Source organism: Rhizobium sp. R339 (assembly GCF_002211395.1).
Lineage (GTDB): Bacteria > Pseudomonadota > Alphaproteobacteria > Rhizobiales > Rhizobiaceae > Rhizobium.
In genome coordinates this window covers 25,326-48,081 of sequence record NZ_LOKV01000029.1, presented here as the reverse complement: position 1 = coordinate 48,081, position 22,756 = coordinate 25,326, and the positions used below count along the sequence as shown (strand labels likewise).

The 22,756-nt window shown below is 58.9% G+C and carries 20 protein-coding genes; 15 read left to right on the top strand and 5 right to left on the bottom strand.

What is annotated here, in order from left to right; translation table 11 throughout:
- Positions 1 to 73 precede the first annotated feature (73 nt).
- On the top strand, positions 74 to 775 hold the full coding sequence (locus tag ATY76_RS32025; protein WP_004129783.1) for a GntR family transcriptional regulator: 702 nt from the start codon (positions 74 to 76) through the stop codon (positions 773 to 775).
- A gap of 214 nt (positions 776 to 989) precedes the next feature.
- Here the strand turns inward: ATY76_RS32025 and ATY76_RS32020 are convergent, their stop codons facing one another.
- Genes ATY76_RS32020 through tkt form a run of 5 tightly spaced genes read right to left on the bottom strand, consistent with a single transcriptional unit; the run spans position 990 to position 6,340 of the window.
- Complete coding sequence (locus tag ATY76_RS32020; protein WP_088678742.1) at positions 990 to 1,445, bottom strand: RpiB/LacA/LacB family sugar-phosphate isomerase; 456 nt, start codon at positions 1,443 to 1,445, stop codon at positions 990 to 992.
- Positions 1,446 to 1,457: 12 nt separating this feature from the next.
- On the bottom strand, positions 1,458 to 2,228 hold the full coding sequence (locus tag ATY76_RS32015) for a triose-phosphate isomerase (protein ID WP_088678643.1): 771 nt from the start codon (positions 2,226 to 2,228) through the stop codon (positions 1,458 to 1,460).
- 42 nt (positions 2,229 to 2,270) lie between these two features.
- Positions 2,271 to 3,320 (bottom strand): class II fructose-bisphosphate aldolase, encoded by a 1,050-nt coding sequence (gene fba, locus ATY76_RS32010; protein ID WP_088678642.1) that lies wholly within the window; start codon positions 3,318 to 3,320, stop codon positions 2,271 to 2,273.
- A gap of 6 nt (positions 3,321 to 3,326) precedes the next feature.
- A complete protein-coding gene (locus ATY76_RS32005) occupies positions 3,327 to 4,349 on the bottom strand; it encodes a class 1 fructose-bisphosphatase (protein WP_088678641.1) in 1,023 nt (340 codons plus the stop codon).
- Entirely contained in the window at positions 4,346 to 6,340 is a 1,995-nt protein-coding gene (gene tkt, locus ATY76_RS32000; protein ID WP_013984666.1) for a transketolase, read from the bottom strand. The genes ATY76_RS32005 and tkt overlap by 4 nt, the downstream gene beginning before the upstream one ends.
- Before the next feature lie 465 nt (positions 6,341 to 6,805).
- On the opposite strand from tkt, the gene ATY76_RS31995 reads away from it, so the two are divergent.
- The 14 genes from ATY76_RS31995 (at position 6,806) to ATY76_RS31930 (ending at position 22,396) form a co-directional block, all read left to right on the top strand.
- Positions 6,806 to 7,930 (top strand): substrate-binding domain-containing protein, encoded by a 1,125-nt coding sequence (locus tag ATY76_RS31995; RefSeq protein ID WP_245310216.1) that lies wholly within the window; start codon positions 6,806 to 6,808, stop codon positions 7,928 to 7,930.
- Between the two features lie 55 nt (positions 7,931 to 7,985).
- Positions 7,986 to 9,569, top strand: coding sequence for a sugar ABC transporter ATP-binding protein (locus tag ATY76_RS31990; RefSeq protein ID WP_088678640.1), 1,584 nt, complete (start codon positions 7,986 to 7,988; stop codon positions 9,567 to 9,569).
- Positions 9,559 to 10,536, top strand: coding sequence for an ABC transporter permease (locus ATY76_RS31985; RefSeq protein ID WP_088678639.1), 978 nt, complete (start codon positions 9,559 to 9,561; stop codon positions 10,534 to 10,536). The genes ATY76_RS31990 and ATY76_RS31985 overlap by 11 nt, the downstream gene beginning before the upstream one ends.
- A 29-nt stretch (positions 10,537 to 10,565) precedes the next feature.
- A complete protein-coding gene (locus ATY76_RS31980) occupies positions 10,566 to 11,426 on the top strand; it encodes an NAD(P)-dependent oxidoreductase (protein ID WP_088678638.1) in 861 nt (286 codons plus the stop codon).
- 13 nt (positions 11,427 to 11,439) lie between these two features.
- The gene (locus ATY76_RS31975; protein WP_245310214.1) at positions 11,440 to 12,165 is read left to right on the top strand and encodes a GntR family transcriptional regulator; all 726 of its coding nucleotides are present in this window, start codon (positions 11,440 to 11,442) and stop codon (positions 12,163 to 12,165) included.
- A gap of 12 nt (positions 12,166 to 12,177) precedes the next feature.
- Positions 12,178 to 13,293: an isocitrate/isopropylmalate dehydrogenase family protein gene (locus ATY76_RS31970; protein ID WP_013984660.1), complete on the top strand. Its 1,116-nt coding sequence runs from the start codon at positions 12,178 to 12,180 to the stop codon at positions 13,291 to 13,293.
- Entirely contained in the window at positions 13,290 to 13,619 is a 330-nt protein-coding gene (locus ATY76_RS31965; protein ID WP_013984659.1) for a putative quinol monooxygenase, read from the top strand. Before ATY76_RS31970 ends, ATY76_RS31965 begins: the two co-directional genes overlap by 4 nt.
- Complete coding sequence (locus ATY76_RS31960) at positions 13,616 to 14,326, top strand: haloacid dehalogenase type II (protein WP_013984658.1); 711 nt, start codon at positions 13,616 to 13,618, stop codon at positions 14,324 to 14,326. Before ATY76_RS31965 ends, ATY76_RS31960 begins: the two co-directional genes overlap by 4 nt.
- 14 nt (positions 14,327 to 14,340) lie before the next feature.
- Positions 14,341 to 15,819, top strand: coding sequence for an aldehyde dehydrogenase (locus tag ATY76_RS31955; protein ID WP_013984657.1), 1,479 nt, complete (start codon positions 14,341 to 14,343; stop codon positions 15,817 to 15,819).
- A gap of 3 nt (positions 15,820 to 15,822) precedes the next feature.
- A complete protein-coding gene (gene otnK / locus ATY76_RS31950; protein ID WP_088678637.1) occupies positions 15,823 to 17,097 on the top strand; it encodes a 3-oxo-tetronate kinase in 1,275 nt (424 codons plus the stop codon).
- Positions 17,094 to 17,741, top strand: a complete 648-nt coding sequence (otnC, locus tag ATY76_RS31945; protein ID WP_088678636.1) for a 3-oxo-tetronate 4-phosphate decarboxylase — start codon at positions 17,094 to 17,096, stop codon at positions 17,739 to 17,741. Before otnK ends, otnC begins: the two co-directional genes overlap by 4 nt.
- Positions 17,742 to 17,935: 194 nt before the next feature.
- Positions 17,936 to 18,376: an NAD(P)-dependent oxidoreductase gene (locus tag ATY76_RS33985; RefSeq protein WP_210199527.1), complete on the top strand. Its 441-nt coding sequence runs from the start codon at positions 17,936 to 17,938 to the stop codon at positions 18,374 to 18,376.
- Between the two features lie 462 nt (positions 18,377 to 18,838).
- Positions 18,839 to 20,116, top strand: a complete 1,278-nt coding sequence (locus ATY76_RS31935; protein WP_088678635.1) for a DUF3422 domain-containing protein — start codon at positions 18,839 to 18,841, stop codon at positions 20,114 to 20,116.
- 438 nt (positions 20,117 to 20,554) lie between these two features.
- Entirely contained in the window at positions 20,555 to 22,396 is a 1,842-nt protein-coding gene (locus ATY76_RS31930; RefSeq protein ID WP_245310213.1) for a methyl-accepting chemotaxis protein, read from the top strand.
- The last annotated feature ends 360 nt before the right edge of the window (positions 22,397 to 22,756 follow it).

Sequence of the window (22,756 nt, the reverse complement as noted above, 5' to 3'; positions counted from 1 at the left end):
GGCATTTGTCGCAAGCGGTAAAACGCGGTATGACCTCGTACCTTTTCGATTTTTGATTGGAGCGTGACCAGGAATGCTGTCTGTTGACCCAAAGAAAATCCCAAGCCGGCTGGACATAGCGCTCGACTACATTACGGGCGAAATTGCCAAAGGCAACCTCGGGCCTGGTGACAAACTTCCCAATGAAAAAGAGCTGGCCCAGCTTCTCGGGATCAGTCGCACTCCAATCAGAGAGGCGATCAAAACGCTCGCGGTCTCGGGTCTTGTCGAGACGCGTCATGGCTTTGGAAATTACATCCGTAAGGACGAAGGCCTTCCGGCGATGCCGCTCGCGATGTTTCAGCTCTATCTTCAGAGCTCGACGCCTGAGATGCTGATGGAACTGCGATACATTTTCGACCGCAACTGTTCAGAACTCGCGTCGCTGCGGCGTACGGACGAAGACCTCGCCACGATGAGAGAGTGCATCGACCGACTAAAAAGGCTGTCGGAGGATGCGAACTCCGCGATCGAAGATCTCCTCAAGGCCGACCTCGATTTCCACCGAGCAATATACAAAGCTGCCGGAAACCCGTTGATCGTCGTAATCGCCGACTTCGTGCTGACGATGGTCGCGCCTTGGGTGCAAAAATCGCTAGAGGTCAGTGGCAAATGGCGCGCAGTCGATCTCCACGAACACATGTTTCAGATGATCCGGGACAGAAAGACCGGTGACCTCAGCCGTGAGAGCGTCGAGGAAAACATGGAACACTTCCGCACATCCCTGCTGAAATGACAGCCAGGGCATCACGTCAAGGCGTGGCGCATCTTGCATTTCCCGCAGGTCGCACTGCGATCATCACCGGCGGCATCTGAAGGCGGACGCGAAGCCCGGACCGCAAGCCGCCCGGTCTATTCGCCGGGTTCTGAAAATTACCAGAAAACGATAATGCGCCAGGCTGATTGCGCCTGGCGCGTCGACCGCGAGCAATGCTTGCCCAGCCTTCCAACTAGCGGACGTGGTATTTCGTATCGACCTCGTCGATGGCGGCAACATTGCGGGCCGAGCGACCGTTCTCGTCGAACCTCTGGGCGAGGAAGGAGTCGACGATCGTCTTCGCAAGTTCCGATCCAATGACGCGGGCGCCCATGGTAATGATCTGGGCGTTGTTCGACAACGCCGCCCGCTCGGCGGAATAAGTATCGTGTGTGAGGGCTGCCCTAATACCCGGCACCTTGTTTGCTGAAATGCAGACGCCGATCCCGGTGCCGCACACCAGGATGGCCTTGTCATAGGTGCCGTCGAGCACGCCGTTGGCGACCCTGTCGGAGAGGTTCGCATAGAAATCGTCGAGACCGGCGTCCGTCCGGGAGACCTCGAACACCTCGAAACGGTCCTTGAGATAATCGGCGAGGACCTTGGCGAGGCCTTCGCCCGCGCTGTCGCCTGCTACTGCAATTTTCATCTTCATCACTCCTCAGATTTTGGCCGCGCACTTTTCGAGGATGTCGAGGTAGCCCCCGATCTTCCAGGCCGAGCGGCCGATGAACAGCCCATCGACATGGGGGCAGGATATGAGCTCTTGGCAGTTGTCCGCATTGACCGAACCGCCGTAGAGGCAGGGAATGCGCCGGCCGAGCACGGCTTCCGCGAACGCGATGATCTCGGCCTGGCGGGCGTCGGCGTAGTCCGCTGTCGCGGGGATCCCATCGACGCCAATGGCCCAAACAGGCTCGTAGGCAAGCAGTATCGGTTTGTGCTTCTGGTCGGTAGAAAGGCTTCCCAACGCGCCGCGAACCTGGCGCTCTAGGACGTCGCGGGCTCGCCCGGCCTCGCGTTCGGAAAGTGTCTCCCCTATGCAGATGAGCGGGATCAAGCCGTGGCGAACCGCCGCCTCGACTTTCAGTCCTACCGTCACGTCCGTCTCACCGAAATGTTCACGCCTCTCGGAGTGACCAAGCTCGACGATGTCGAGGTTGCAGTCCTTGAGCATCAAGGGTGAAATCTCGCCCGTCCAGGCGCCCTCCTCGTCCCAGTGCATGTTCTGCGCGCCGACCTTCACCGACGTGCCCGCCAACGTGGTCTTCACTTCCCGGACAACAGTGAAAGGAGGGATGACAAAGCGCTGGATGCGCGGATGGGACGTGATGTCTGCGGCCCTGAGACGGTGCGCAAACTGCGCGGCATCGGCAAGCGTCTTGTTCATCTTCCAGCTGGTGCCAATCCAGAGGGTTTTCTTCTCGGTCATCGCCGCTTCACCACGTTTGCGTTCAAATGGATGTTGGCCGACCTAGAGCGAGCCGGCTCGATACCGCTTCGCCATTTCCGCGAGCGGCACAACGTGAATGGAGCTTGCGCGCCCTGCCGTTCCGAAAGCTTCAAATCTCTCGCGGCACAGCTTTGAAAGCGCCGTCATTGCAGGCTTCAAATATTTGCGAGGGTCGAATTCTGTCGGATCTTCGGACAGCACTCGGCGCACCTGCCCGGTCATTGCCATCCGGCAATCAGTGTCGATGTTGACCTTTCGCACACCATGCCGAATGCCGCGCAGGATTTCCTCGAGCGGCACGCCCCAGGTGGGCTTCATCCGCCCGCCGAAGCGATTGAAAATTTCCTGCAACTCCTCCGGCACGCTTGACGAACCGTGCATGACGAGATGGGTATTCGGAAGTTTCCGGTGGATCGCCTCGATAACATCCATTGCCAGCACGTCACCGTCCGGCCGGCGTGAGAACTTGTAGGCGCCATGGCTGGTGCCCATTGCGACGGCAAGCGCATCCACCTTGGTCTCCGCGACAAATTTCGACGCCTCCTCCGGATCGGTCAGAAGCTGATGCGGATCGAGCTTGCCTTCGACGCCGTGACCGTCTTCCGCCTCGCCCGTACCGGTCTCAAGCGAGCCCAGAACGCCAAGCTCCCCTTCCACCGAAACCCCTGCCCAATGGGCCGTGTCGCTGACGCTTCTCGTGACCTTGACGTTGTAGTCCCAATCCGCCGCGGTTTTCCCGTCAGCAAGGATCGATCCGTCCATCATGACGGACGTAAAACCATGCTGGATCGCGGTGACGCAGGTGCTCGGCTCGTTTCCGTGGTCAAGATGGACGCAAACGGGGATATGCGGATAGATTTCCGTCACCGCCTCCATCATGTGCTTGAGCATGATGTCGTTGACATAGGCTCGGGCCCCACGGCTCGCCTGGAGAATCACAGGCGAATCCGTTCCGTCGGCCGCTTCCATGATGGCAAGCGCCTGTTCCATGTTGTTAATGTTGAACGCCGGGACGCCGTAGCCGTGTTCGGCGGCATCATCCAGCAGCTGGCGGAGAGTAATCCTGGCCATGACGTGTTACTCGCTGGTTGGATTGGAATTGAGATAGCTTGCGATCAGGTCGACCTCCGTCGCCGAACCGAAGACCAGCGGCGTGCGGCAATGGTGAGAGGTCGGGATCTTGTCCAGGATCGCGGTCGTGCCGTCGGTGGCCCGCCCCCCGGCCTGCTCCATCAGGAACGCGATCGGGTTCGCTTCATACACCAGGCGAAGGCGCCCATTTTCAAAGCCGGGTCGCTTGTCGCCGGCGTAGAAGAACACACCGCCCCTGATCAGGATCCGGTGGAGCTCCCCGACTGCCGATCCGAGCCAACGCATGTTGAAATCGCGGCCGCGCGTTCCCTCCTTGCCAGCCAGACAATCCTGAAGATACAGGCCCATGGCAGGGTGAAGGTGACGGTGGTTGGAAGCGTTATATGCAAGATCGGACGTGTCGCGAGGTATCTGAACCTGCCTTTTGACGATCAGGAACTCGCCGGTTTGGGGATGCATCGTCGCCAGCAGCACACCCTCACCGACCGAAAATCCCAAATCGACCGTGTTGCCGAATGAGACATAACCGGCCGCGGCCTGGCGCTTTCCCGGGGTTAAAAAGGGATCTTCAGCTTCGCAGAAAGGCATGATCGAGAAGATCGTGCCGACGGGAGTGCCCAGCCCGACATTGCCTGAACCGTCGATCGGATCGATTGCGACCGCAAAATGCTGGCCATTGAGCATAACTGGCGCGTCGGCCTCCTCGGACAGGACCCTGGCAGCGCCTGCGCGTGCGAGTATTTCGATGAACAACTCGTGCGACGCGATGTCGATTGCCTTTTGCGCATCACCGTCGGTATTTGATCCGACAAGGTGGGCCAGATCGCCCTCCAGGGAACCGGCTGCGATGCGTGCGGATAAAAGACAGGCGGCATCCAACACACCGTTTATTAGAGCTGCCACCCCCTGACGGGACAAATCTTCACCAGCCCAGGTCGAGAGGTACTCATCGACAGAACCATACTGGACGCCCGCTTCGTCATTTCCGGGTGTCGCCGGCGCGCTCATTGCTTGCCCCTTATCCTTGCTAGGGCGCGCGTGACGATTGCGTCCCGCGTGATCCCAAATTGCTCGTACAGCGTCTCGGCCGGCGCAGACGCTCCGAAGCCGGACATCCCGATCACGTCGTCTTCGCTGTCGACATACCTAGTCCAGCCGAACTTCGAGAGCGCTTCCACGGCAATGCGCGGCGCGTTGCCGAGGACCGAGCTGCGGTAATCCTTGGGCTGCTGTTCGAAGAGATCCCAGCTCGGCATCGAGACGACAGCGGCGGGAATGTTTCTCGCCTCAAGCTCGTCGGCAGCCTGGATCGCAAGCGCGACTTCCGTTCCGGTGGCGATGATTGTGACGGCACGTTCGCTGCTCGCTTCCCGCAGCACATAGGCTCCCCGTGCGCAGCGATTGATGCCGTCACGCTGGGCGCGCAGTTGCGGGACATTCTGCCGCGAGAGCGCCAAAACCGACGGCGTGTTCTTGCTGGTTATTGCAAGATCCCAGCATTCCAGCGTCTCGATGGTGTCGGCGGGCCGGAATACATGCAAGTTCGGCATTGCCCTGAGGCTGGCAAGATGCTCGACGGGCTGGTGCGTCGGACCGTCTTCGCCAAGCCCGATCGAGTCATGCGTCATCACGAAGATAGAGCGGACGCCCATCAGAGCCGCCACACGAATGGCATTGCGGCAATAATCCGAGAAGACGAGGAACGTGCCACCATAGGGTATGACGCCGCCGTGAGCCGCCATACCGTTCATCGCGGCGGCCATGGCAAACTCTCTAACGCCATAGCTGACATACCGCCCGCTTGCAGCGGCGGTGAAATCGCTGTCGACGGCCGGAACCCGGGTCAAGTTTGAGTGGGTGAGGTCAGCGGACCCGCCGATCATTTCCGGAAGCAGCTCCGTCAGCGCTTCCAGTGCGATCTGGCTTGCCTTACGCGTTGCCACTGATTGCGGCTTGTCGAGCAGCTTTGCCTTGGCGGCGTTGACCGCTTCCTCATATCGCGCTGGCAATGAGCCGGCGGTGCGGCGTTCAAACTCACTTCTGACATCTGCGCCCGCTGCTTCGAGCCGCGCTTGCCAGTCCTTGCGCGCCTTGGCGCCCTTCGCGCCGACTTCGCGCCAAGTTTTGAGGATTGGAGCAGGAATCTCGAAAGTGTCCGCCGTCCAGCCATAGACTGCCTTCGTCGCGGCGGCTTCGCTGGCGCCGAGCGGTGCACCATGTACGGAGCTTGTTCCTGCCCTTGACGGAGAGCCGTATCCAATGATGGTTTTCAGGGCTATGAGGGATGGTCTGGATGCTTCCGCCTTCGCCTGCGAGATCGCCGCGTCGATCGCATCCGGATCATGACCGTCAACGCGCTGCGTGTGCCATCCGTACGCGTCGAACCTCGCGAGCACATCTTCCGAAAACGCGATTGCGGTCGAGCCGTCGATGGTGATGGAGTTGTCGTCGTAAAGGACGATCAACTTGCCGAGCTGCAGGTGGCCGGCCAGCGAAGCAGCTTCCTGACCAACACCTTCCATGAGACACCCATCTCCACAGAAAACGTAGGTCCGGTGATCGACAAGCGCTGCGCCAAATTCGGCTGATAGGCGCCGCTCCGCGATAGCCATTCCGACAGCCGACGCAATCCCCTGTCCGAGCGGCCCGGTGGTCGTCTCGACGCCAGCGGTGTGCCCGTATTCGGGATGACCTGGCGTTTTGGAGCCCCATTGGCGGAAGTTGCGAACCTGCTCAATCGTCATGTCTTCGTACCCGGTGAGGTGCAGAAGGCTGTAGAGCAGCATCGAGCCATGGCCGTTCGACAGGACGAAACGATCGCGGTCCGGCCAGCCAGGTTCGCTTGAATCGAACTTGAGGTGCCGGCCGAACAGCACCGCCGCCGCATCAGCCATGCCCATGGGCATTCCGGGGTGCCCGGACTTTGCGGCCTCAACCGCGTCGATTGACAGGACACGGATAGCGTTCGCTAGATCGCGGATCGAAACTGCTGCTGTCAATTCTTCCCTCCCTCATAAACCGCGACCAATGTGGCGCACTTTTCTAGATATCACAATATCTAAACACAAAATAACGCACCATATACGAAAGACATAACAATATCACATTCCGCTGCAAAAAGTCTGCCCACGACGTCATACCTCATACCTTATACCTCCCTATTTGCGCAATAGCTTTTATTTGGCTACCGCGTCGATCGGGAGCCGTAAGGATCGTCCCGGTCGCTTTCACGGGGGGCGGTCTGCCTCGATCCGTTTGGTGGCAAACGGACAAGACGACCGCCGTGATGACTACCGCGTTGGGCACTCACGGTGGTTGAAACCATCCCAAATGCGGGATGCTCAATTCGGCTCGCCGATGTTTCCCGACATTTCTTCAGTTGACAGCTTTTACAAATGCATTAACGTATACGTTATTGGATTCGAGGAACTCAATAGGCCTTAAAGGGAGGAACCGAAATGCCTATGACGATGCGCAAGTCCCTACAGATGATCGCCCTTGCCACTGCCCTCGGCGGCAGCGCTGCCTATGCGCCTAGCGCCTTCGCGGTCGATGTCGATAAACAGATCAAGGATATTGAAAGTCACCCGGCAAGCGGGCCCAACGGCGAAAAAGCGACCCTCGCGAGCGACCTGAAGCTATCCGCCGAAGAGATCGAAAAGATCAAGGCGAAGCATGCCAAAGCGGCCATTGTGATGCACTACACGGCGTCTGACTGGGCCAAGGCCCAGATGGCCGGGCAAAAGAAGGCCCTGGAAGAGCTCGGCGTCGAAATCGTTGCGACGACTGACGCTGGATATCGCGCGGAGCAGCAAGTTTCAGACATCGAAAGCGTCATGGCGCTCAAACCTGACGTCATGATCACCGTTCCCGCCGAGCAGTCAGCCACGGCCGCAGCATACAAGAAAGCTGCTGCCGCTGGCATTAAGATCATCTTCCTTGACCAGACCGGCGCCGGGATGAAGGCTGGCAAAGACTATGTGAGCCTCGTCTCTTCCGACAACCGCGGGATGGGAAAGGTCGCCGCACTGCTCATGGCCAAGGCGCTCGACGGCAAGGGCGAAATCGGTCTCATCCCGCATGCGTCCGACCTTTTTGCCACCAAAGAACGCGTGGTCGGCTTCAAGGAAGCGATCAAGGATTATCCGGATATCAAGGTCGTCCAGGAGACCGGTGTCGGAGGCCCTGATTTCTCAAGCGAATCCGAGCGCGTCGCCTCCGCAATGCTGACGGCCCACCCCAACCTCAATGGCATCTGGGCCGTGTGGGACGTTCCAACAGAAGGCGTCTTGTCAGCGGCGCGCGCAGCGGGCGCGTCCAAGAGCCTCGTCATCACCACTTGCGACCTTGGCGTCAACATCTCGATCGACATGGCTAAGAAGGGTTACGTCAAGGGAACCGGATCCCAGCGTCCGTACGGCGCCGGTTATGCGGAGGGCATCCTTGCCGGATACGCCCTTCTCGGAAAGGACGCACCTCCCTACGTCGTGCTCCCGGCCCTTGCGGTGACCCGCGATAACCTGATCGAGGCGTGGCCGCAGTCGAACGGCGACCAGGCACCGAAGATTCTCACCGACGCAATGAACTAACGGTGCGCGGGAGCGGCTCCGACCGCTCCCCGTGCCCCAGCGGCGGACAACGACCATGAACACTCAAGCAGTCACCGAAACCCTCGCAGCCGTCAGGATGAGCGACGTGAGGAAATCGTTTGGCGGCGTGCACGCATTGCGCGGTGTCAGCCTGACGATCCAACCCGGGACAATCCATGCCCTGGTCGGCGAAAATGGCGCCGGCAAGTCTACGCTGTTAAAGATCCTGCAGGGCGTGGTCACACCCACGGAGGGATCCATCGAGGTTTTTGGCGAGCACATGTCGTCAAGCTCTCCGGAGAATTCCCGCAGGCTCGGCATTGAGATGATCTTCCAGGACCTCAGCCTGATCCCCACCCTCTCGGTCGCCCAGAACATTTTCCTGAACCGGGAGCCCCGCCGCCTGTCGATCTTGGTCGACGAACGCAGGGAAATCGCACAGGCAGCCGAGATCATCGGCCAGCTCAACCTCAGGGTTGATCCGAGGACGCCTGTTTTTGAACTCAGCCCCGGCCAGGCCCAGCTGACCGAGATCGCCAAGGCCATCCACCAGGACGCCAGGATCCTTATCCTTGACGAACCAACCTCGTCGCTGAGCGCACAGGAAGCCGACACTCTGTTCGGCATGTTGAAGAAGCTCACCGCGGCGGGAACAGCCGTGATCTACGTTTCCCATCGCATGACCGAGATCATGACGATCGCCGACGAGATTACAATTCTCCGCGACGGTCAGAACGTGACCTCCGGGAAGACATCCGAATTCACGCTCGACTCGATCGTGCAGCACATGGTCGGCAAGCGTGTCACCGGTTTCCAATACCAGGCGCGCGCCATTGATCGCAGCGGCAAACCCGCGCTGAGGGTACGTGGCCTTTCGGGCCCTTCGGGAAAACCCAGCGATGTCAGCTTCGACGTCCACAGGGGCGAGATTGTGGGAATAGCAGGCCTCATGGGCGCTGGCCGGAGCGAGCTTGCCCGCCTTCTTTTCGGCGTCGATAAGAAAACTGCGGGAACCGTAGAACTCGGCGACACTGCCGTTGAGTTCAAGTCACCTTCGGATGCGATCAAGGCTGGCATCGTGCTTGTTCCGGAGAGCCGCCACGAGGAAGGTCTGGTTGTCGAGCACAGCGTCGGCGACAATCTTGGACTGCCGCAGATCGGTCAGCTCGTCCGCGGTCCCTTCATCGACCGTCGACGCGAGGGAACACTGACCTCCGATCTCATCAAGCAACTGAGGATCAAGACGCCGTCCGCTGACAACAAGGTCAGGAACCTTTCCGGTGGCAACCAGCAGAAGATCGTTATTGCCAAATGGCTGGCGATTGATCCTTCGGTTGTCATTCTCGACGAACCGACAGCAGGCGTAGACATCGGTTCAAAGGCCGAGATCGTAGAACTCATTCGGAGCGTCGCCTCCTCCGGAAAGTCCGTCATCGTCATCTCGTCGGAACCAGCCGAGCTTCTGGCAACGAGCGACCGCATCCTGGTCATGAACAACGGACGTCTCGCGCGCGAAATCGAGCGCGACGAAATCGAAAGCTGGGCCACGATTGCCGGCGACGAAACTCAATCTCCGCTGATCCGCACCGAACTCGGTCTCCAGGTCGCGATTCAGAAGGCAACCCAAAATGTCCACTGAAGCCAAGACATTGAACACAGAGACGGATGCAACCCACATGCGGCCGTGGCACAGCAACTGGCGCGACTACGTCGTCTACATCGGCTTCGTCGTCATCTTCATCGTCTTCGCGATCCTGCTGCAGGATCGCGGATTCCTATCTTCAAACAACATGCTCAACATCCTGCGGCAGACTGCGATCGTCGCCATCGTTTCCATGGCAATGTCGTTCGTACTCTCGGCGGGCGAGATCGACCTCTCGGTCGGAGCCATAGCCGGACTGTCGTCGGTGGTCGCTGGCCTGGTGCTGAGCAAGTACGGTCTATTCCCCGGCATTCTCGCGGGCTTGACCCTCGGGCTGCTGGTAGGCGCCATAAACGGCGGCCTGACTGCCTATCTCAACATCCCGTCGTTCTTGGTGACGCTCGGCATGATGGGGATCGCGCGAGGGGTCGGAATGTGGGTAAGCGGCACTTCGCCTGTTCCAATTATCAACGATACGTTCATTTTCGTCTTTGGTTCCGGTAACATCGGCCCTGTTCCTGTCCTCGTTGTCTGGGTCGCCGTTCTGGGCACGATCGCCCATATCGCGCTTCGAAAGACACCGTTCGGCCGCAAGGTCATGTCGGCAGGCGGAAACTCGGTCGCAGCTCGCTACAGCGGCGTCGATGTCCGGAAAATCAAGTTCCAGGTGCTGCTACTGACGGGGATGGCCGCTGCGATCGCTGGCATGCTCTATGCTGGACGCCTGCAGTCTGGACGCTTCCAGCTTGGCGAAGGCGATGAGCTGTCTGTCATTGCAGCCGTGGTTCTCGGCGGTACCAGCCTATTCGGCGGACGCGGCACCGTGATCGGTTCCATCGTCGGTGCCCTGCTCATCGGTGTCATCAACAACGGTCTTATTCTTGGCGGCCTCGACTACAGCCAGCAGCTCATCGCGCGCGGAATGCTCATCATCCTGGCTGTGGCGGTCGGCCGAAGCCGCTAACCTGGAAGGTTCTACGGAGGTATTACGATATGAGAGTTTTAGTAACAGGCGGCAGCGGCAAACTGGGTAGAGCCACGATCAAGCATCTGGTTGAGAGCGGCCACGACGTCATCAACGCGGATACGATCGCTCCGCCAGAAAATCTCTGCCCCTTCGTCAAGGTCGATTTCGAGGATATGCGCGCCACGATCGAGGCGATCAGTGGCTTTGATTGGGACCACAATCGCAACACTGAAGCCGTCGTCCATCTGGCCGCTGTGCCGATGCCGGGGCGCGTTGCTCCTGCGGATGTTTTCCGGGTCAACACCATTTCGACGTTCAATGTTTTCGAGTCATGCCGCTTGCTCTGCATCAAGAACATCGTGTGGGCGTCGAGCGAGACCCTGCTCGGCATTCCTTACGAGATCAAGCCTGACTATCTGCCGGCGGACGAGAATTATCAGTCGCGCCCGGAAACCTCCTATTCCCTCTCGAAGCATCTCGGCGAGGAGATGGCAAAGCAGTATTGCCGCTGGGACAGCGAGCTCAAGATCGTTTGCCTACGCTTCTCCAACGTTATGGACGAGAGCGAGTATGCGGACTTCCCGGCCTTCGAGCAGAACCCGGCTAGCAGACGCTTCAACCTTTGGACCTATATCGACGCCCGCGACGGGGCACAGGCGATCCGTCGCTCGCTCGAGTGGAGCGGCAAAGGTGCCGAGGTGTTCATCATCGCAAACGACGATGGGGTCATGACCACCTCCAACGAGGAACTCGTCAGGAGGTGGTATCCGGGGGTCCCGTTCAAAAAGCAGATCGGGAAGAACGAAACCTTGCTGTCCATCGACAAAGCAAAGAGCGTTCTCGGATACCAGCCTGAACATAGCTGGCGAAAATATGTAGGCTCCTGAGAAGTCAGCCAGCTTGAAGGGAAAGAAAATGCCGACCAGGAAACAGACAGCACCGGTCTCAGAGATCAAAGAGGACGCCTTCGCGAAAACAATGACCGCGACAGCGCACCTTCGGTTGCGCCAGCTCATCCTGGATAACAAGTGGGCGCCCGGTTACCAGGCGACCGAACGGGAAGTCGCGTCCCAGTTGGGGATGAGCCGGACGCCCGTAAGGGAGGCGCTCATGCGCCTCCAGCAGGACGGACTTGTCTCGGTGATCCCGAGGCACGGAATGCGGGTTCTGCCGATTTCTATTTCTGACATGAAGGAAATTTACGAAATCCTGACGTCGCTGGAGAGTACGGCTGCAGAGCTTGCCGCCAGCCGCCAGCTTTCCGAGGATCAACTGCGGGGTCTCGAAAAGGCGACAGCCGATATGGACCATGCGCTTTCGCAAGATAATTTGGAGCGCTGGGCGCAGGCGGACGCGAGATTTCATGAGCAACTGCTCGAACTTGGCGGCAACCAGATGCTCAAGTCGGTCGTCCTCAATTTCATCGACCGCGCACATCGCGTCAGGATGGTGACGCTGAAGATGCGTCCCAAGCCGGTTAACTCAACCCGCGAACATGCAGAACTCGTGCAAGCAATCCGCGAAGGCGACCGCGAAAAAGCAAGAAACATTCACAAGGCGCACCGCGAGCGGGCAGGCAAGGAACTGCTCGACCTTCTCGAGCGTCTCGGCCTCAACCACCTCTAGGACAGGTTTCAAATGTCATCGTTGAACAACACTCTCAAGATCGCAGTCCTTCCCGGCGACGGGATCGGCAGGGAAGTCATGCCTGCCTGCCTGGAATTGATCGACGCCGCCGTCAGCCAGGCGGGCGCGCCACCGCTCGTGTTCGAGACGCATCAGGCCGGTGCGCAGCACTACGCGGAGACCGGCGAGGCCCTGCCCGCCGCCGCGCTCGAGGCCTGCCGGACATCCGACGCAATCCTCTTCGGCGCGATGGGCTGGCCCGACATCCGCTTCCCGGACGGGACGGAAATCATTCCGCAGCTCGACCTGCGCATGGAGTTCGGCCTGTTTGCAGGTGTCCGTCCGATCCGGTGGTTTCCCGGCCTTCCGAAAGTGCTGTCCGATCCTCGCGCCGAAGGAATCGACTTCGTGCTGGTCCGCGAGCAGACAGAAGGACTCTTTTATGCGCGTGGCCGTGGCGAAGTGCTAAACGACCAAGAGGCCTACGACACGATGCAGATCACGCGGGCCGGCACCGAGCGCGTTACCGAATTCGCTTTCCAGCTGGCCGCCCAGCGCAAACGTCGCGGCAAGGCCGGCACGGTGACCTGCGTCGACAAGGCGAATGTCTTCAGTTCGATGGCTTTCTTCCGGAAGGTTTTCGATGAGATCGCCGCCAAGCACCCCGAGTTGCAGAAGGACTATGCCTATGTCGACGCGCTGGCGCTCAACATGGTGAAGAAGCCTTGGACGCTTGACGTGCTGGTGACCGAGAACATGTTTGGCGACATCCTTTCCGACCTTGCGGCCGGTCTGATCGGCGGCATGGGTATGGCCCCTTCGGCGGACATCGGCGATACCCACGGCCTCTTCCAGCCGGCACACGGGACCGCTCCCGATATCGCGGGCAAGGGCGTCGCCAATCCGGGCGCAATGTTCCTGTCGGGAGCGATGATGCTCGACTGGCTGGCGGTGAAGCACGGCGATCAGCGGCTTGCTGACGCCGCCGGGCTGATCGAGGCCGCGGTCGAGCACACCTTGTCGACCAAGATCGCGGTTCCAATGGAGTACGGCGGAAGCGCCAATTGCGCGGAGATGACGCGCAGCGTGATCGGCGCTCTGCGTGCCGTCCGCAAGGAGGTCGCATGAGTTCGGCATCCACAGGCTTTGTCGTGGTCGTAGAGTTCGTCATTCGAAAACAGTTCGCCGATAATTTCGATGCGGCGATAATCGAGAATGCGGCGACATCGCTGCGCGACGAACCGAACTGCGAAGTGTTCGATGTCTGCCGCGATCCTGAGCGGCCCGAGCGCATCTACCTCTATGAAGTCTATGGCTCAAGAGCCGATTTCGACTTCCACCTGAAGACGCCGCACTTCACGAGCTTTGATGCGATGGTTCGAGATTGGGTGGCCGAAAAGCGAGTGGAAACGTTCGAGCGCATTTCGTCCCACAAGAAGGAGGGCGCGAGATGACCAGCAGCGTCAAGGCGATTGTCTTCGACACGTTCGGCACTGTCGTCGACTGGCGGGGTTCAATCATCCGCGATCTCACCGCCTGGGGCGCGGCGGAAGGCCTGCAGATCGACTGGACCGGTCTCGTCGACCGCTGGCGAGACCATTACAATCCCCAGAAAGCGCGGGTGCGCAGCGGCGAGTTGCCGTGGACGAACCTGGACGAACTTCACTTCGATGCCTTGAAGGCAGTGTTCGCAGAGATGGGGCTGGCCGAACTAGACCACGACCGGATGATGCACGTCAACAAGGTCTGGCATCGCCTGGACGGCTGGCCCGACGCATCGCGCGGGCTACACCGGCTGAAGTCCAAGTTTGTAATCGGCCCGCTGTCCAACGCCAATGTCGCGATTCTCGTCAACATGGCAAAGCATGCCGACTTGCCGTGGGACAACGTGTTCTCCTGCGAGCTTTTCCAGCACTACAAGCCCGATCCGGAGACCTACCTCGGGGTCTGCAAACTCCTTTATCTGGAGCCTGGGGCCGTCATGATGTGCGCTGCCCACAACTACGATCTTGCCGCCGCGCGAAGCCTTGGCCTTAAAACCGCATTCATCGCACGACCCACCGAATACGGCGAGGGTCAGACGACCGACCTCACAGCCGAGCAGCGCTGGGATTACGTCGCCGACGATCTCGAAGACCTCGCCCGACAACTCGGATGCTAGAAGAGAGAAAGACAATGCAGACATACAAGATGTTCATCGACGGCAAGTGGGAAGACTCTGCCAACGGAGATACGTTCGAGACGAAGAACCCTTTCAACGGGCTGACCTGGGCCGCTATTCCGAAGGGCGGCAGGGAAGATGCGGAACGAGCAGTCGAGGCTGCGCACCGCGCCTTCACGAGCGGTCCGTGGCCGAAGCTCACCGCGAGCGCACGCGGACACCTTCTTCGGCGTCTTGGCGACCTGATCGCCGAGAATGCGGAGCATCTCGCGACCATCGAGGTTACGGACAACGGCAAGCTCATCAACGAGATGCTGTTTCAGCTCAAGTACATCCCGCAGTGGTACTACTACTTCGGCGGGCTGGCGGACAAGATCGAAGGAGCGGTCATCCCGATCGATAAGGCGGACACCTTCAACTTCACTCGTAATGAGCCGCTCGGCGTCTGCGTGGGGATTACGCCGTGGAACTCCCCTCTCCTGCTGCTCGCCTACAAGCTGGCACCGGCACTCGCCGCAGGGAACACATTCGTGGCAAAGCCCTCGGAGTTCACGTCTGCTTCGACCCTTGAGTTCGCAAAGCTCGTCGAACAGGCTGGCTTTCCCGCGGGCGTCTTCAACGTCGTCACAGGGTTCGGCGCGGATGTCGGCGAGACGCTGACGACCCACAAGTACGTCGCCAAGATCGCTTTCACGGGAAGTGAAGGCACCGGGCGCAAGATCGGCGAGCTTGCAGCGCGCAACTTCAAGAAGGTTACCCTTGAACTCGGCGGCAAGAGCCCGCACATCGTCTTCGACGATGCGGAGATCGACAATGCCGTCAACGGGGTGATCTCCGGCATCTTCGCTGCCACCGGTCAGACATGTATCGCGGGCTCACGGTTGCTCGTGCAGCGAAAGATCCACGACCAGTTTCTCGAGAAGATCGTCAGCCTCGCAAAAACGGCGAGAATGGGCGATCCGCTCTTGACGTCGACGCAGGTTGGCCCCGTGACGACGCCGCCGCAACTCGAGAAGATCCTCGGCTATATCGACATCGCAAAAGGCGAGGGCGCCGAATGCGTTCTCGGTGGGGGGCGGCCGGACAATGCCGAGCTCTCCAGGGGCTGGTTCGTCGAACCTACGATTTTCTCCGGGGTCCGAAACGACATGCGCATCGCGCAGGAGGAGGTCTTCGGCCCGGTTCTGGCGGTCATCCCCTTCGACAGCGACGAGGAAGCCGTGCATATTGCCAATGACACCAATTACGGGCTGGCCGCGGGCTTCTGGACCCAGGACATGCGTCGTATCCTGAAGGTTTCGGCCGCTATCCAGGCTGGCACCATCTGGGTCAACACTTACCGCGTCATCAGCTATATGTCGCCGCTGGGAGGCTACAAGCACTCCGGCATCGGTCGCGAGAATGGCATCGCCTCGATCCAGAACTACATGCAGACGAAGAGCGTGATGATCTCGACCGCTGAAGACGTCGCCAACCCCTTCATCATGAGGTGATTCATGGTGGCCGCCGGAAAGTTGCTGGTCGGCTGCGTCGCCGACGATTTCACGGGAGCGACCGACGTCGCGAACATCTTCGCGCGCGCCGGCCTCAAAACGACGGTGCTGATCGGCGTTCCTGAAGACGACAGGGACATTGACGCCGACGTAATCGTTGTCGCCCTCAAGACTCGAACGACACCTCCGCAAATGGCGGTCGAGGAGTCCTTGGCCGCGCTGCGATGGCTGCGTGGCTGTGGCGCGCAGAAGTACTACTTCAAGTACTGCTCGACGTTCGATTCCACGGCGAAGGGCAACATCGGCCCGGTCGCCGACGCGATGCTTGCGGAGCTTGGCCAATCCATAACGATCGCCTGCCCCGCCTTCCCTGCCAACGGCCGGACGGTTTACAAGGGCAACCTGTTCGTCGGCGACGTGCCGCTGGACGAGTCCGGCATGCGCAATCATCCGTTGACGCCGATGACAGACGCGAACCTGCTGCGGGTGCTCGGGCCGCAGTCGCGGGCCGAAATCACCGGATGCTATTACGAGACGGTGAAGCAAGGGGCGTCCGCCATCGCCGAATGGGCCGCCCCCATTCACGGCGACGGCACGCGTATTGTCGTCATCGACGCCCTGGCTGACGAGGACCTTGTCGAGATTGCCCAGGCATTCAAGGATCTCGTGCTGTTCACCGGTGCGTCGGGCCTGGCATATGGGCTGGCTCGTGTTCTTCTTGCCGGCGGGAACAGCCGCGACGCTGCCGTTACGACTGACTTGGCCGAAGGCTACAGAGCCGTCGTCTCCGGTAGCTGCTCGGTCGCAACCAACGGACAGGTAGAGGCGATGCTCGCAGACCACGAGGGTTTCCGCGTCGACCTCTCTAAGCTGGCGGACGGCGGCGATGTCGTCGGTGAGGCCGTCGAGTGGGCCTCGTCCCGTCTGGGCCGCAAGCCTGTTCTCATCTATGCAACGGCTCTGCCCGACGAGGTGAAGGAAAACCAACGCAAGTTGGGCGCCGCGCAGTCCGGCGAGATGGTCGAGGCCGCCCTCTCCTCAATCGCGCGAAGGCTCGTCGAGAAGGGTGTGAGCGATCTCATCGTCGCCGGCGGCGAGACGTCGGGAGCGGTGGTGAAGTCGCTCGGCGTCGACCAGCTCTCGATTGGCAACGAAATCGCCCCCGGAGTGCCGTGGGTACACGCAAAGAGCCAGGGGCGATCTCTGTCGCTCGCGTTGAAGTCCGGCAACTTCGGCGAACGGGACTTCTTCATGAACGCTTGGGACCGGCTACGATGATAGGCTCCATATCTGAAGAGACGAAGGTCCGCGACGAGATAGTCGAGGTCGGTCGCTCGCTCTTCGACCGCGGGCTGACCGCAGGATCGACCGGCAACATCAGCGTCCGTCTGTCGGACGGTCGAATTTTGATGACGCCCACCAACGCTTCGCTGGGCGTGCTCGATCCAGCACGGCTGTCCTGCTTTTCGGCGGAAGGCGCGCATGTCGGAGGTGACAAGCCCACCAAGGAGGCGTTCCTCCACAAGTGCATGTATTGCGGTATGGACAATCGCCGAGCCGTCGTCCACCTGCATTCAACCTATTCGGTTGCCGTCAGCTTGTTGAAGCAGGTCAACGAGCGCGACGTTCTGCCGCCCCTGACCGCCTACTATGTCATGCGTATCGGTTTCCTGCCGCTCGTGCCGTATTTTCCTCCCGGCGACGAAGCGCTGGCGGCGGCGGTGGGAGCCGCCGCCGCGAACCATCATGCGGTGTTGATGGCAAACCATGGACCTGTCGTCGCGGGCAAGTCCCTAAAGGACGCCCAGTACGCGACAGAGGAGTTGGAGGAAACGGCGAAGCTCTTCTTACTCTTGCAGAACAACGAGGTCCGGCCGCTCACCGCCGAGGAAAGGGCCACCTTGATCAATCTCGCGAGGTGACAAGAGTGCGTTACGAGCCAAGAGGAAGCCAGCGGGTCTGGGTGCCGTAACCTGCACTCTCGTTCGTGCTATTGAGCGGCCCGTCAAAGGAGAAATGCCATGAAACTTCTGGTCACTGGAAGCAGCGGACGAATCGGGCGCGCGGCGATTGAACGCCTTTCGAAGAGGGGCACGAGGTCATCGGAATCGACAAGGTGCCGTCATCCGACATGAGGTGCCCGTTCGCCCGCGTCGATATGCGGGACTATGGCCAGGTCCTTGATGCGGTCGCCGATATCGAATCCGGGATTGATGGCATCGTCCATCTTGCTGCGATAGTAGGCGCGAAAGTCGCTGCGAGCACGCACATATTTCACACCAATACCCGCATCAGCTACAATGTTTTCCAATCTGCAAGGATCGCGGGCATAAAGAACATTGTTTCTGCGAGCAGTGAGACCTTGCTGGGCGTCCCGTTTGACGATCCACCTGCCTATTTTCCGGTCGATGACAAGCTGACCTCGAAGCCTGAGAGTAGCTACGCGCTTTCCAAACTTGTAGACGAATCCGTCGCAGCCGAATTCTGCCGCTGGGATCCCGCGCTCAAAATGATCGGCCCGCGGTTTTCTTTGGGTAAAAGAGCCCCACCAATATGATGCAATGAAAGCTTGCGAAGATAATCCCGGCGTTCAGAAATGGAACCTGTGGTCCTATGTTGACAGACGGGACTGTGCCCAGGCCATTTCGCTTGCGCTCAACGCAAGCCTCAATGGTTTCCATCACTTCGTGATAGCAGCAGATGATACCGTGTTGGCGCGGCCCACACGTGCCCTTAGGGCTGCTTATTATCCCAATGTACCGCTACAAGGACAACGTGCTGAACATGGCAGTCTTGTCTCAAGCCTAGTGGCCCCGAGACGTTCTATGATATCGCCCGAAGTACAGCTGGCGTGACATACCAGCGGGGGTCTACTAGCTTCTTAGGCTGCTGTGACCTTTCAAAAGAAGGTCGAACGCGGATCAGCAGATTTATCATATCCGGGCGGGCTTCCAAGTTGCTTGCATTCGCTTCATAAGGTTCGCCGGTGTTTGCACTTCTGAAAATGGGGAACACAGACGTGATTTCGAAGGGTGCGGAAGAAGCAGCGTCGGCAACGACGTCTCCTTGTGTACAGATCTCTCGTCCAACTGCTTTCAAACAGCAGACGGCAGACTTCAACTCCGAGCTTCACGCTCGACCGTCGATCTATTTCACCGGTCCGGCAATTGTTGAGCACGTTGCTTTCATGCCCATAGACGGTGTGATCAAGGAGTTCCACGACAGTCTCGAAGCTGATGGCACGATTTCGGTTAGAGTAGAAAGGCACACTGAATTCGTGACGGTTACGCGCGTCCGGAAACTTGACAGCGAGCCAGGGGGCTGGCCGGAATCTGACCTCCTTGAAAGTGATTTTGCCGAGCTCGCAGGATTGAACTCACCGCTGCTCGTTTGTCACGTCAGCATCCTTGTCCTCGGGAACCCTCCTGACAAGCTGGGACCGGTGCTGGAAACCTTCGGCTTCGGTGATACCGCCGCCTCATTGATCGGCGGGGGCGCGGCGCAGGTTTGCTCCGATTTTCGTGTTCGAGGGGACAATTCAAGTAGAATTATCCTGTTCAACAAGGACCTGAACGCACACCGCCTGGGGCGCATGGTACGCCGCATCTTCGAGATCGAAACCTACAGATCCATGGCGCTTCTCGGATTGCCGGAAGCGCGTCGTCTCGCCCCGCTTCTCGGCGGATATGACACGGAGTTGGTTAAACTGACCAATCGCAATCTTCGTACGCCCGCACATCAGCACAAGCAATTGCTCGAGGAGATTACCGCTCTCTCATCCCATGTCATTTCGGCCACCGCCGAGACCAGAAACAGGTTCGGCGCAACCGCAGCCTACGCCAAGATCGTTGAGGAGAGGATCGCGCTTTTACGGGAAACGCACGTCGTCGGCTTTCAACGCTTCGGTACCTTCGTGGAGCGGCGGTTCAAGCCAGCGGTGCGTACCTGTGAAGCGACCGCCTTGAGGCTTGAGCAACTATCGAGGGCCGCGATGCACTTGCTCGACTTGTTGCAAACCCGAATTCAGGTCGAGATCGAATTCCAGAACGCGACACAGATCCAGGCCATGGCTGAACGCGCCGCGACGCAGGTCAAGATCCAGCGCGCGGTCGAAGGCTTTTCGATCATTGCAATAAGCTACTATTTGTTGAGCTTGCTGAAGTTCGTGTATGAAACGGCAGACCACGCTGGGTTCCATTTTGATCCAATGATCATGCTCGTCGCTGTTCCGGTCGTTGTGGGATCTGTTGTGATCACTATTCTGCGCGTCAAGCATGCGCTGAAAGCAGAGAGCTAGCGGCGCGCAACCTCGCCTCAACAAGCTCGATCAATCAAGCAGCTCTTGAGTATCTCCACGAGGCGGTTCAGCGGAGGCGGTCATCTCTTCTTCAGGTAATGGCTCGCTCGGGGACTGCGTTTTGAATCTAAGATTTGGCAGGCATTCTCGCCACCACGACGTCGGCGACAATCAATAATGCCAGAGACGACGCACATTTAGCTTTGCCGAAAATTCCGATGGGAGCTTTGATCCGGTTGATCGGCCTACGCAATAGCCGTCGTCGGCCAGAGCCTTGATCCGCTCGCCAGCCGGCTGAGGGTTCTTTCGATCGTATCCTGCATTGGCCTTTGCGCCCTTCAATTTCGGTTAAGGTATTACGTATAAGGTTATACCTCATGGTTCAAAAGGTTTGCTCGGGCGGAGGGGGAAATAATGTGGAGGATTCGGAAATTTGGCGTGGCGATACGTTTGTCTATCGCATTCGGGTTGCTGGTGTGCGCAATGGGAGTTCTGTCTCTTTCGTCAATCAGCCAGGTCGACGAGATCAACGGTAAGCTCAGCCTCATAAATGGCAGTAATAGCCAAAAATTTCGGAATGGCATCGATATGCTGGGCTCGGTCCGCGATCGAGCAGTAGCATTGCGCGACATCGTTTTGACTGACTCGAATACAGATCAAGCAACGACAATCGTGATGATGAGAAAGCTGCAGGCATCCTACGCTTCCAACTTCGCGGAGTTGCAAAAGGCCGTTAATTCCGACGTCGCCAGCACCCCCGCAGAGCGTCGCCTCGCTGAGGGTCTGACGGCTTTTCATAATGACGCCGAGCCTTTGATTGCCGACGTCATCAAGTTGACGCTCGACGGAAAAAGAGACGAGGCAAAGCCGCTGCTCTTAAATGAGCTGAGACCCAAGTTGACGGCATGGATTGGTGCTCTGAACAAGTTGATTGATTACGAGCAAGCTCTAAACCAAGGCGTTGGTGGCAAAGTTAGAGCAGCTTCTGATGAATTTAAATTTCTGACGCTAGCTGCGCTCGGCATAGCTGCCTTGTTCGGAGTAACCGCGGCATCGCTCACTATCCGCTCCATCATCGTGCCTCTGGCGAAACTACAGCAGTCAGTCCTGCAAATGATCGCCGGCGACATGGAAATTGACCAAATACTCGAGCGACGGAAGGATGAAATCGGTCAGCTCGCGCGGCAGATATCCGGCCTTAAGAATCATCTTTCAGAAAAAGCGGAGCGCGATGCGGTCGCCGAGCATCATCGACAGGATGCCGAGCGGCGGCGTTTGGAGAACGAAGGAGAGGAGCGCCAGCGGGCTGCCGAACAGACCAGTTCCGCCGTCGAACAAGTTGCCGATGCACTGAGGCAGTTATCGAAAGGTAACCTTCACATTCAGCTTGATCGGCCTTTCACGGGAGCTCTTGAGCCGCTCAGATTGGACTTCAATTCAGCGATTAGCCAGCTTCGCGATGCAATGTCCGAAGTAAACGACAATGCGCAGGCGATTGCTGCGGGGGCTGAAGAAATCCGTACTTCCTCGAACGAACTCGCGGTGAGAACGGAGCAGCAAGCTATAGTCGTCGAGCAAACGGCTTCTGTCCTCGCAGACATGACAAGGCAGGTGGTGGACGCAAGCCATAAAGCTCACGCAGCAGGGATCCTCGTCAGCGAGACCAAGGAACATGCCGAGAGGTCAGGCACCATAATGCGCGAGACTATTGAGGCCATGACAAACATTCGGTCTTCTTCGGTCGAAATAGGCAATATTATCGGTGTCATCGATGAAATCGCATCTCAGACAAACCTTTTGGCTTTGAACGCAGGCATTGAGGCGGCTCGGGCCGGGGAGACTGGCCGAGGGTTCGCGGTAGTAGCGCAGGAGGTCAGAGACCTGGCGCAAAGGTCTGCGGCGGCGGCGAAAGAAATCAAGTCTCTGATCAAAATATCCAACCTGCATATCAATGAGGGGGTCCAGCGTGTGCAACAGGCCGGCAACGCTTTGGGCCAAATCGTTGTTCAGGTGCAGAGCGTCAATCAGAACGTCGACGCCATTGCTCAGGTTTCTCGCGTTCAAGCCGACGGGCTCAAGGAAATCAATTTCTCAGTCGGTAAGATCGAATCAGCGACACAGCAGAACACAGCTATGGTGGAAGAGTCGACTGCTGCCGTGAACAATCTCGCGAAGGAGACCGCATCGCTTTTCGAGATGCTATCCAGGTTCCAAATTGCCGATGGGCCGGCAAAGACGAACCGCGCAGAGGAGCCAACGCTTTATCTAGTCGTGGCATAGCAAAGCCGATGCAAAGCAGGACTTTCATTTTATGCCCGGTGTGATCTCCCTCCCCCAGAGGGACTAGCATCTGCCGAGGACCGGAACCCGACAACGCAGCAATCTACGGAGGGGAGATTGGCGGCGCTGGAAACTCAGAGGGCCGCTGACCTGCGGTAAGCGGCCGGAATTTTTGAGACGCCTTTTTATTAACCGGAAGGTCAATAAGGCGGCCCGGCGTTTTAAGCCGGCAAGGCACGTTCTCCACTTAAGACGCGCCAGGTTCGCCGCTCTCGAAGGACTAGGGACGGAATAGGGACATCGAGCCGGCACAAGCGTTCGGTTGCCGTTTTCGGGAGTCGAGTTGCGACGGCGCGATGA

Excerpts from the sequence above, each read along its gene's own strand:
- ATY76_RS32025 (WP_004129783.1), top strand. The coding sequence starts at position 74 with ATGCTGTCTGTTGACCCAAAGAAAATCCCAAGCCGGCTGGACATAGCG.
- ATY76_RS32020 (WP_088678742.1), bottom strand. The coding sequence starts at position 1,445 with ATGAAAATTGCAGTAGCAGGCGACAGCGCGGGCGAAGGCCTCGCCAAG.
- ATY76_RS32015 (WP_088678643.1), bottom strand. The coding sequence starts at position 2,228 with ATGACCGAGAAGAAAACCCTCTGGATTGGCACCAGCTGGAAGATGAAC.
- fba (WP_088678642.1), bottom strand. The coding sequence starts at position 3,320 with ATGGCCAGGATTACTCTCCGCCAGCTGCTGGATGATGCCGCCGAACAC.
- ATY76_RS32005 (WP_088678641.1), bottom strand. The coding sequence starts at position 4,349 with ATGAGCGCGCCGGCGACACCCGGAAATGACGAAGCGGGCGTCCAGTAT.
- ATY76_RS31995 (WP_245310216.1), top strand. The coding sequence starts at position 6,806 with ATGACGATGCGCAAGTCCCTACAGATGATCGCCCTTGCCACTGCCCTC.
- ATY76_RS31990 (WP_088678640.1), top strand. The coding sequence starts at position 7,986 with ATGAACACTCAAGCAGTCACCGAAACCCTCGCAGCCGTCAGGATGAGC.
- ATY76_RS31985 (WP_088678639.1), top strand. The coding sequence starts at position 9,559 with ATGTCCACTGAAGCCAAGACATTGAACACAGAGACGGATGCAACCCAC.
- ATY76_RS31980 (WP_088678638.1), top strand. The coding sequence starts at position 10,566 with ATGAGAGTTTTAGTAACAGGCGGCAGCGGCAAACTGGGTAGAGCCACG.
- ATY76_RS31970 (WP_013984660.1), top strand. The coding sequence starts at position 12,178 with ATGTCATCGTTGAACAACACTCTCAAGATCGCAGTCCTTCCCGGCGAC.
- ATY76_RS31965 (WP_013984659.1), top strand. The coding sequence starts at position 13,290 with ATGAGTTCGGCATCCACAGGCTTTGTCGTGGTCGTAGAGTTCGTCATT.
- ATY76_RS31960 (WP_013984658.1), top strand. The coding sequence starts at position 13,616 with ATGACCAGCAGCGTCAAGGCGATTGTCTTCGACACGTTCGGCACTGTC.
- ATY76_RS31955 (WP_013984657.1), top strand. The coding sequence starts at position 14,341 with ATGCAGACATACAAGATGTTCATCGACGGCAAGTGGGAAGACTCTGCC.
- otnK (WP_088678637.1), top strand. The coding sequence starts at position 15,823 with ATGGTGGCCGCCGGAAAGTTGCTGGTCGGCTGCGTCGCCGACGATTTC.
- otnC (WP_088678636.1), top strand. The coding sequence starts at position 17,094 with ATGATAGGCTCCATATCTGAAGAGACGAAGGTCCGCGACGAGATAGTC.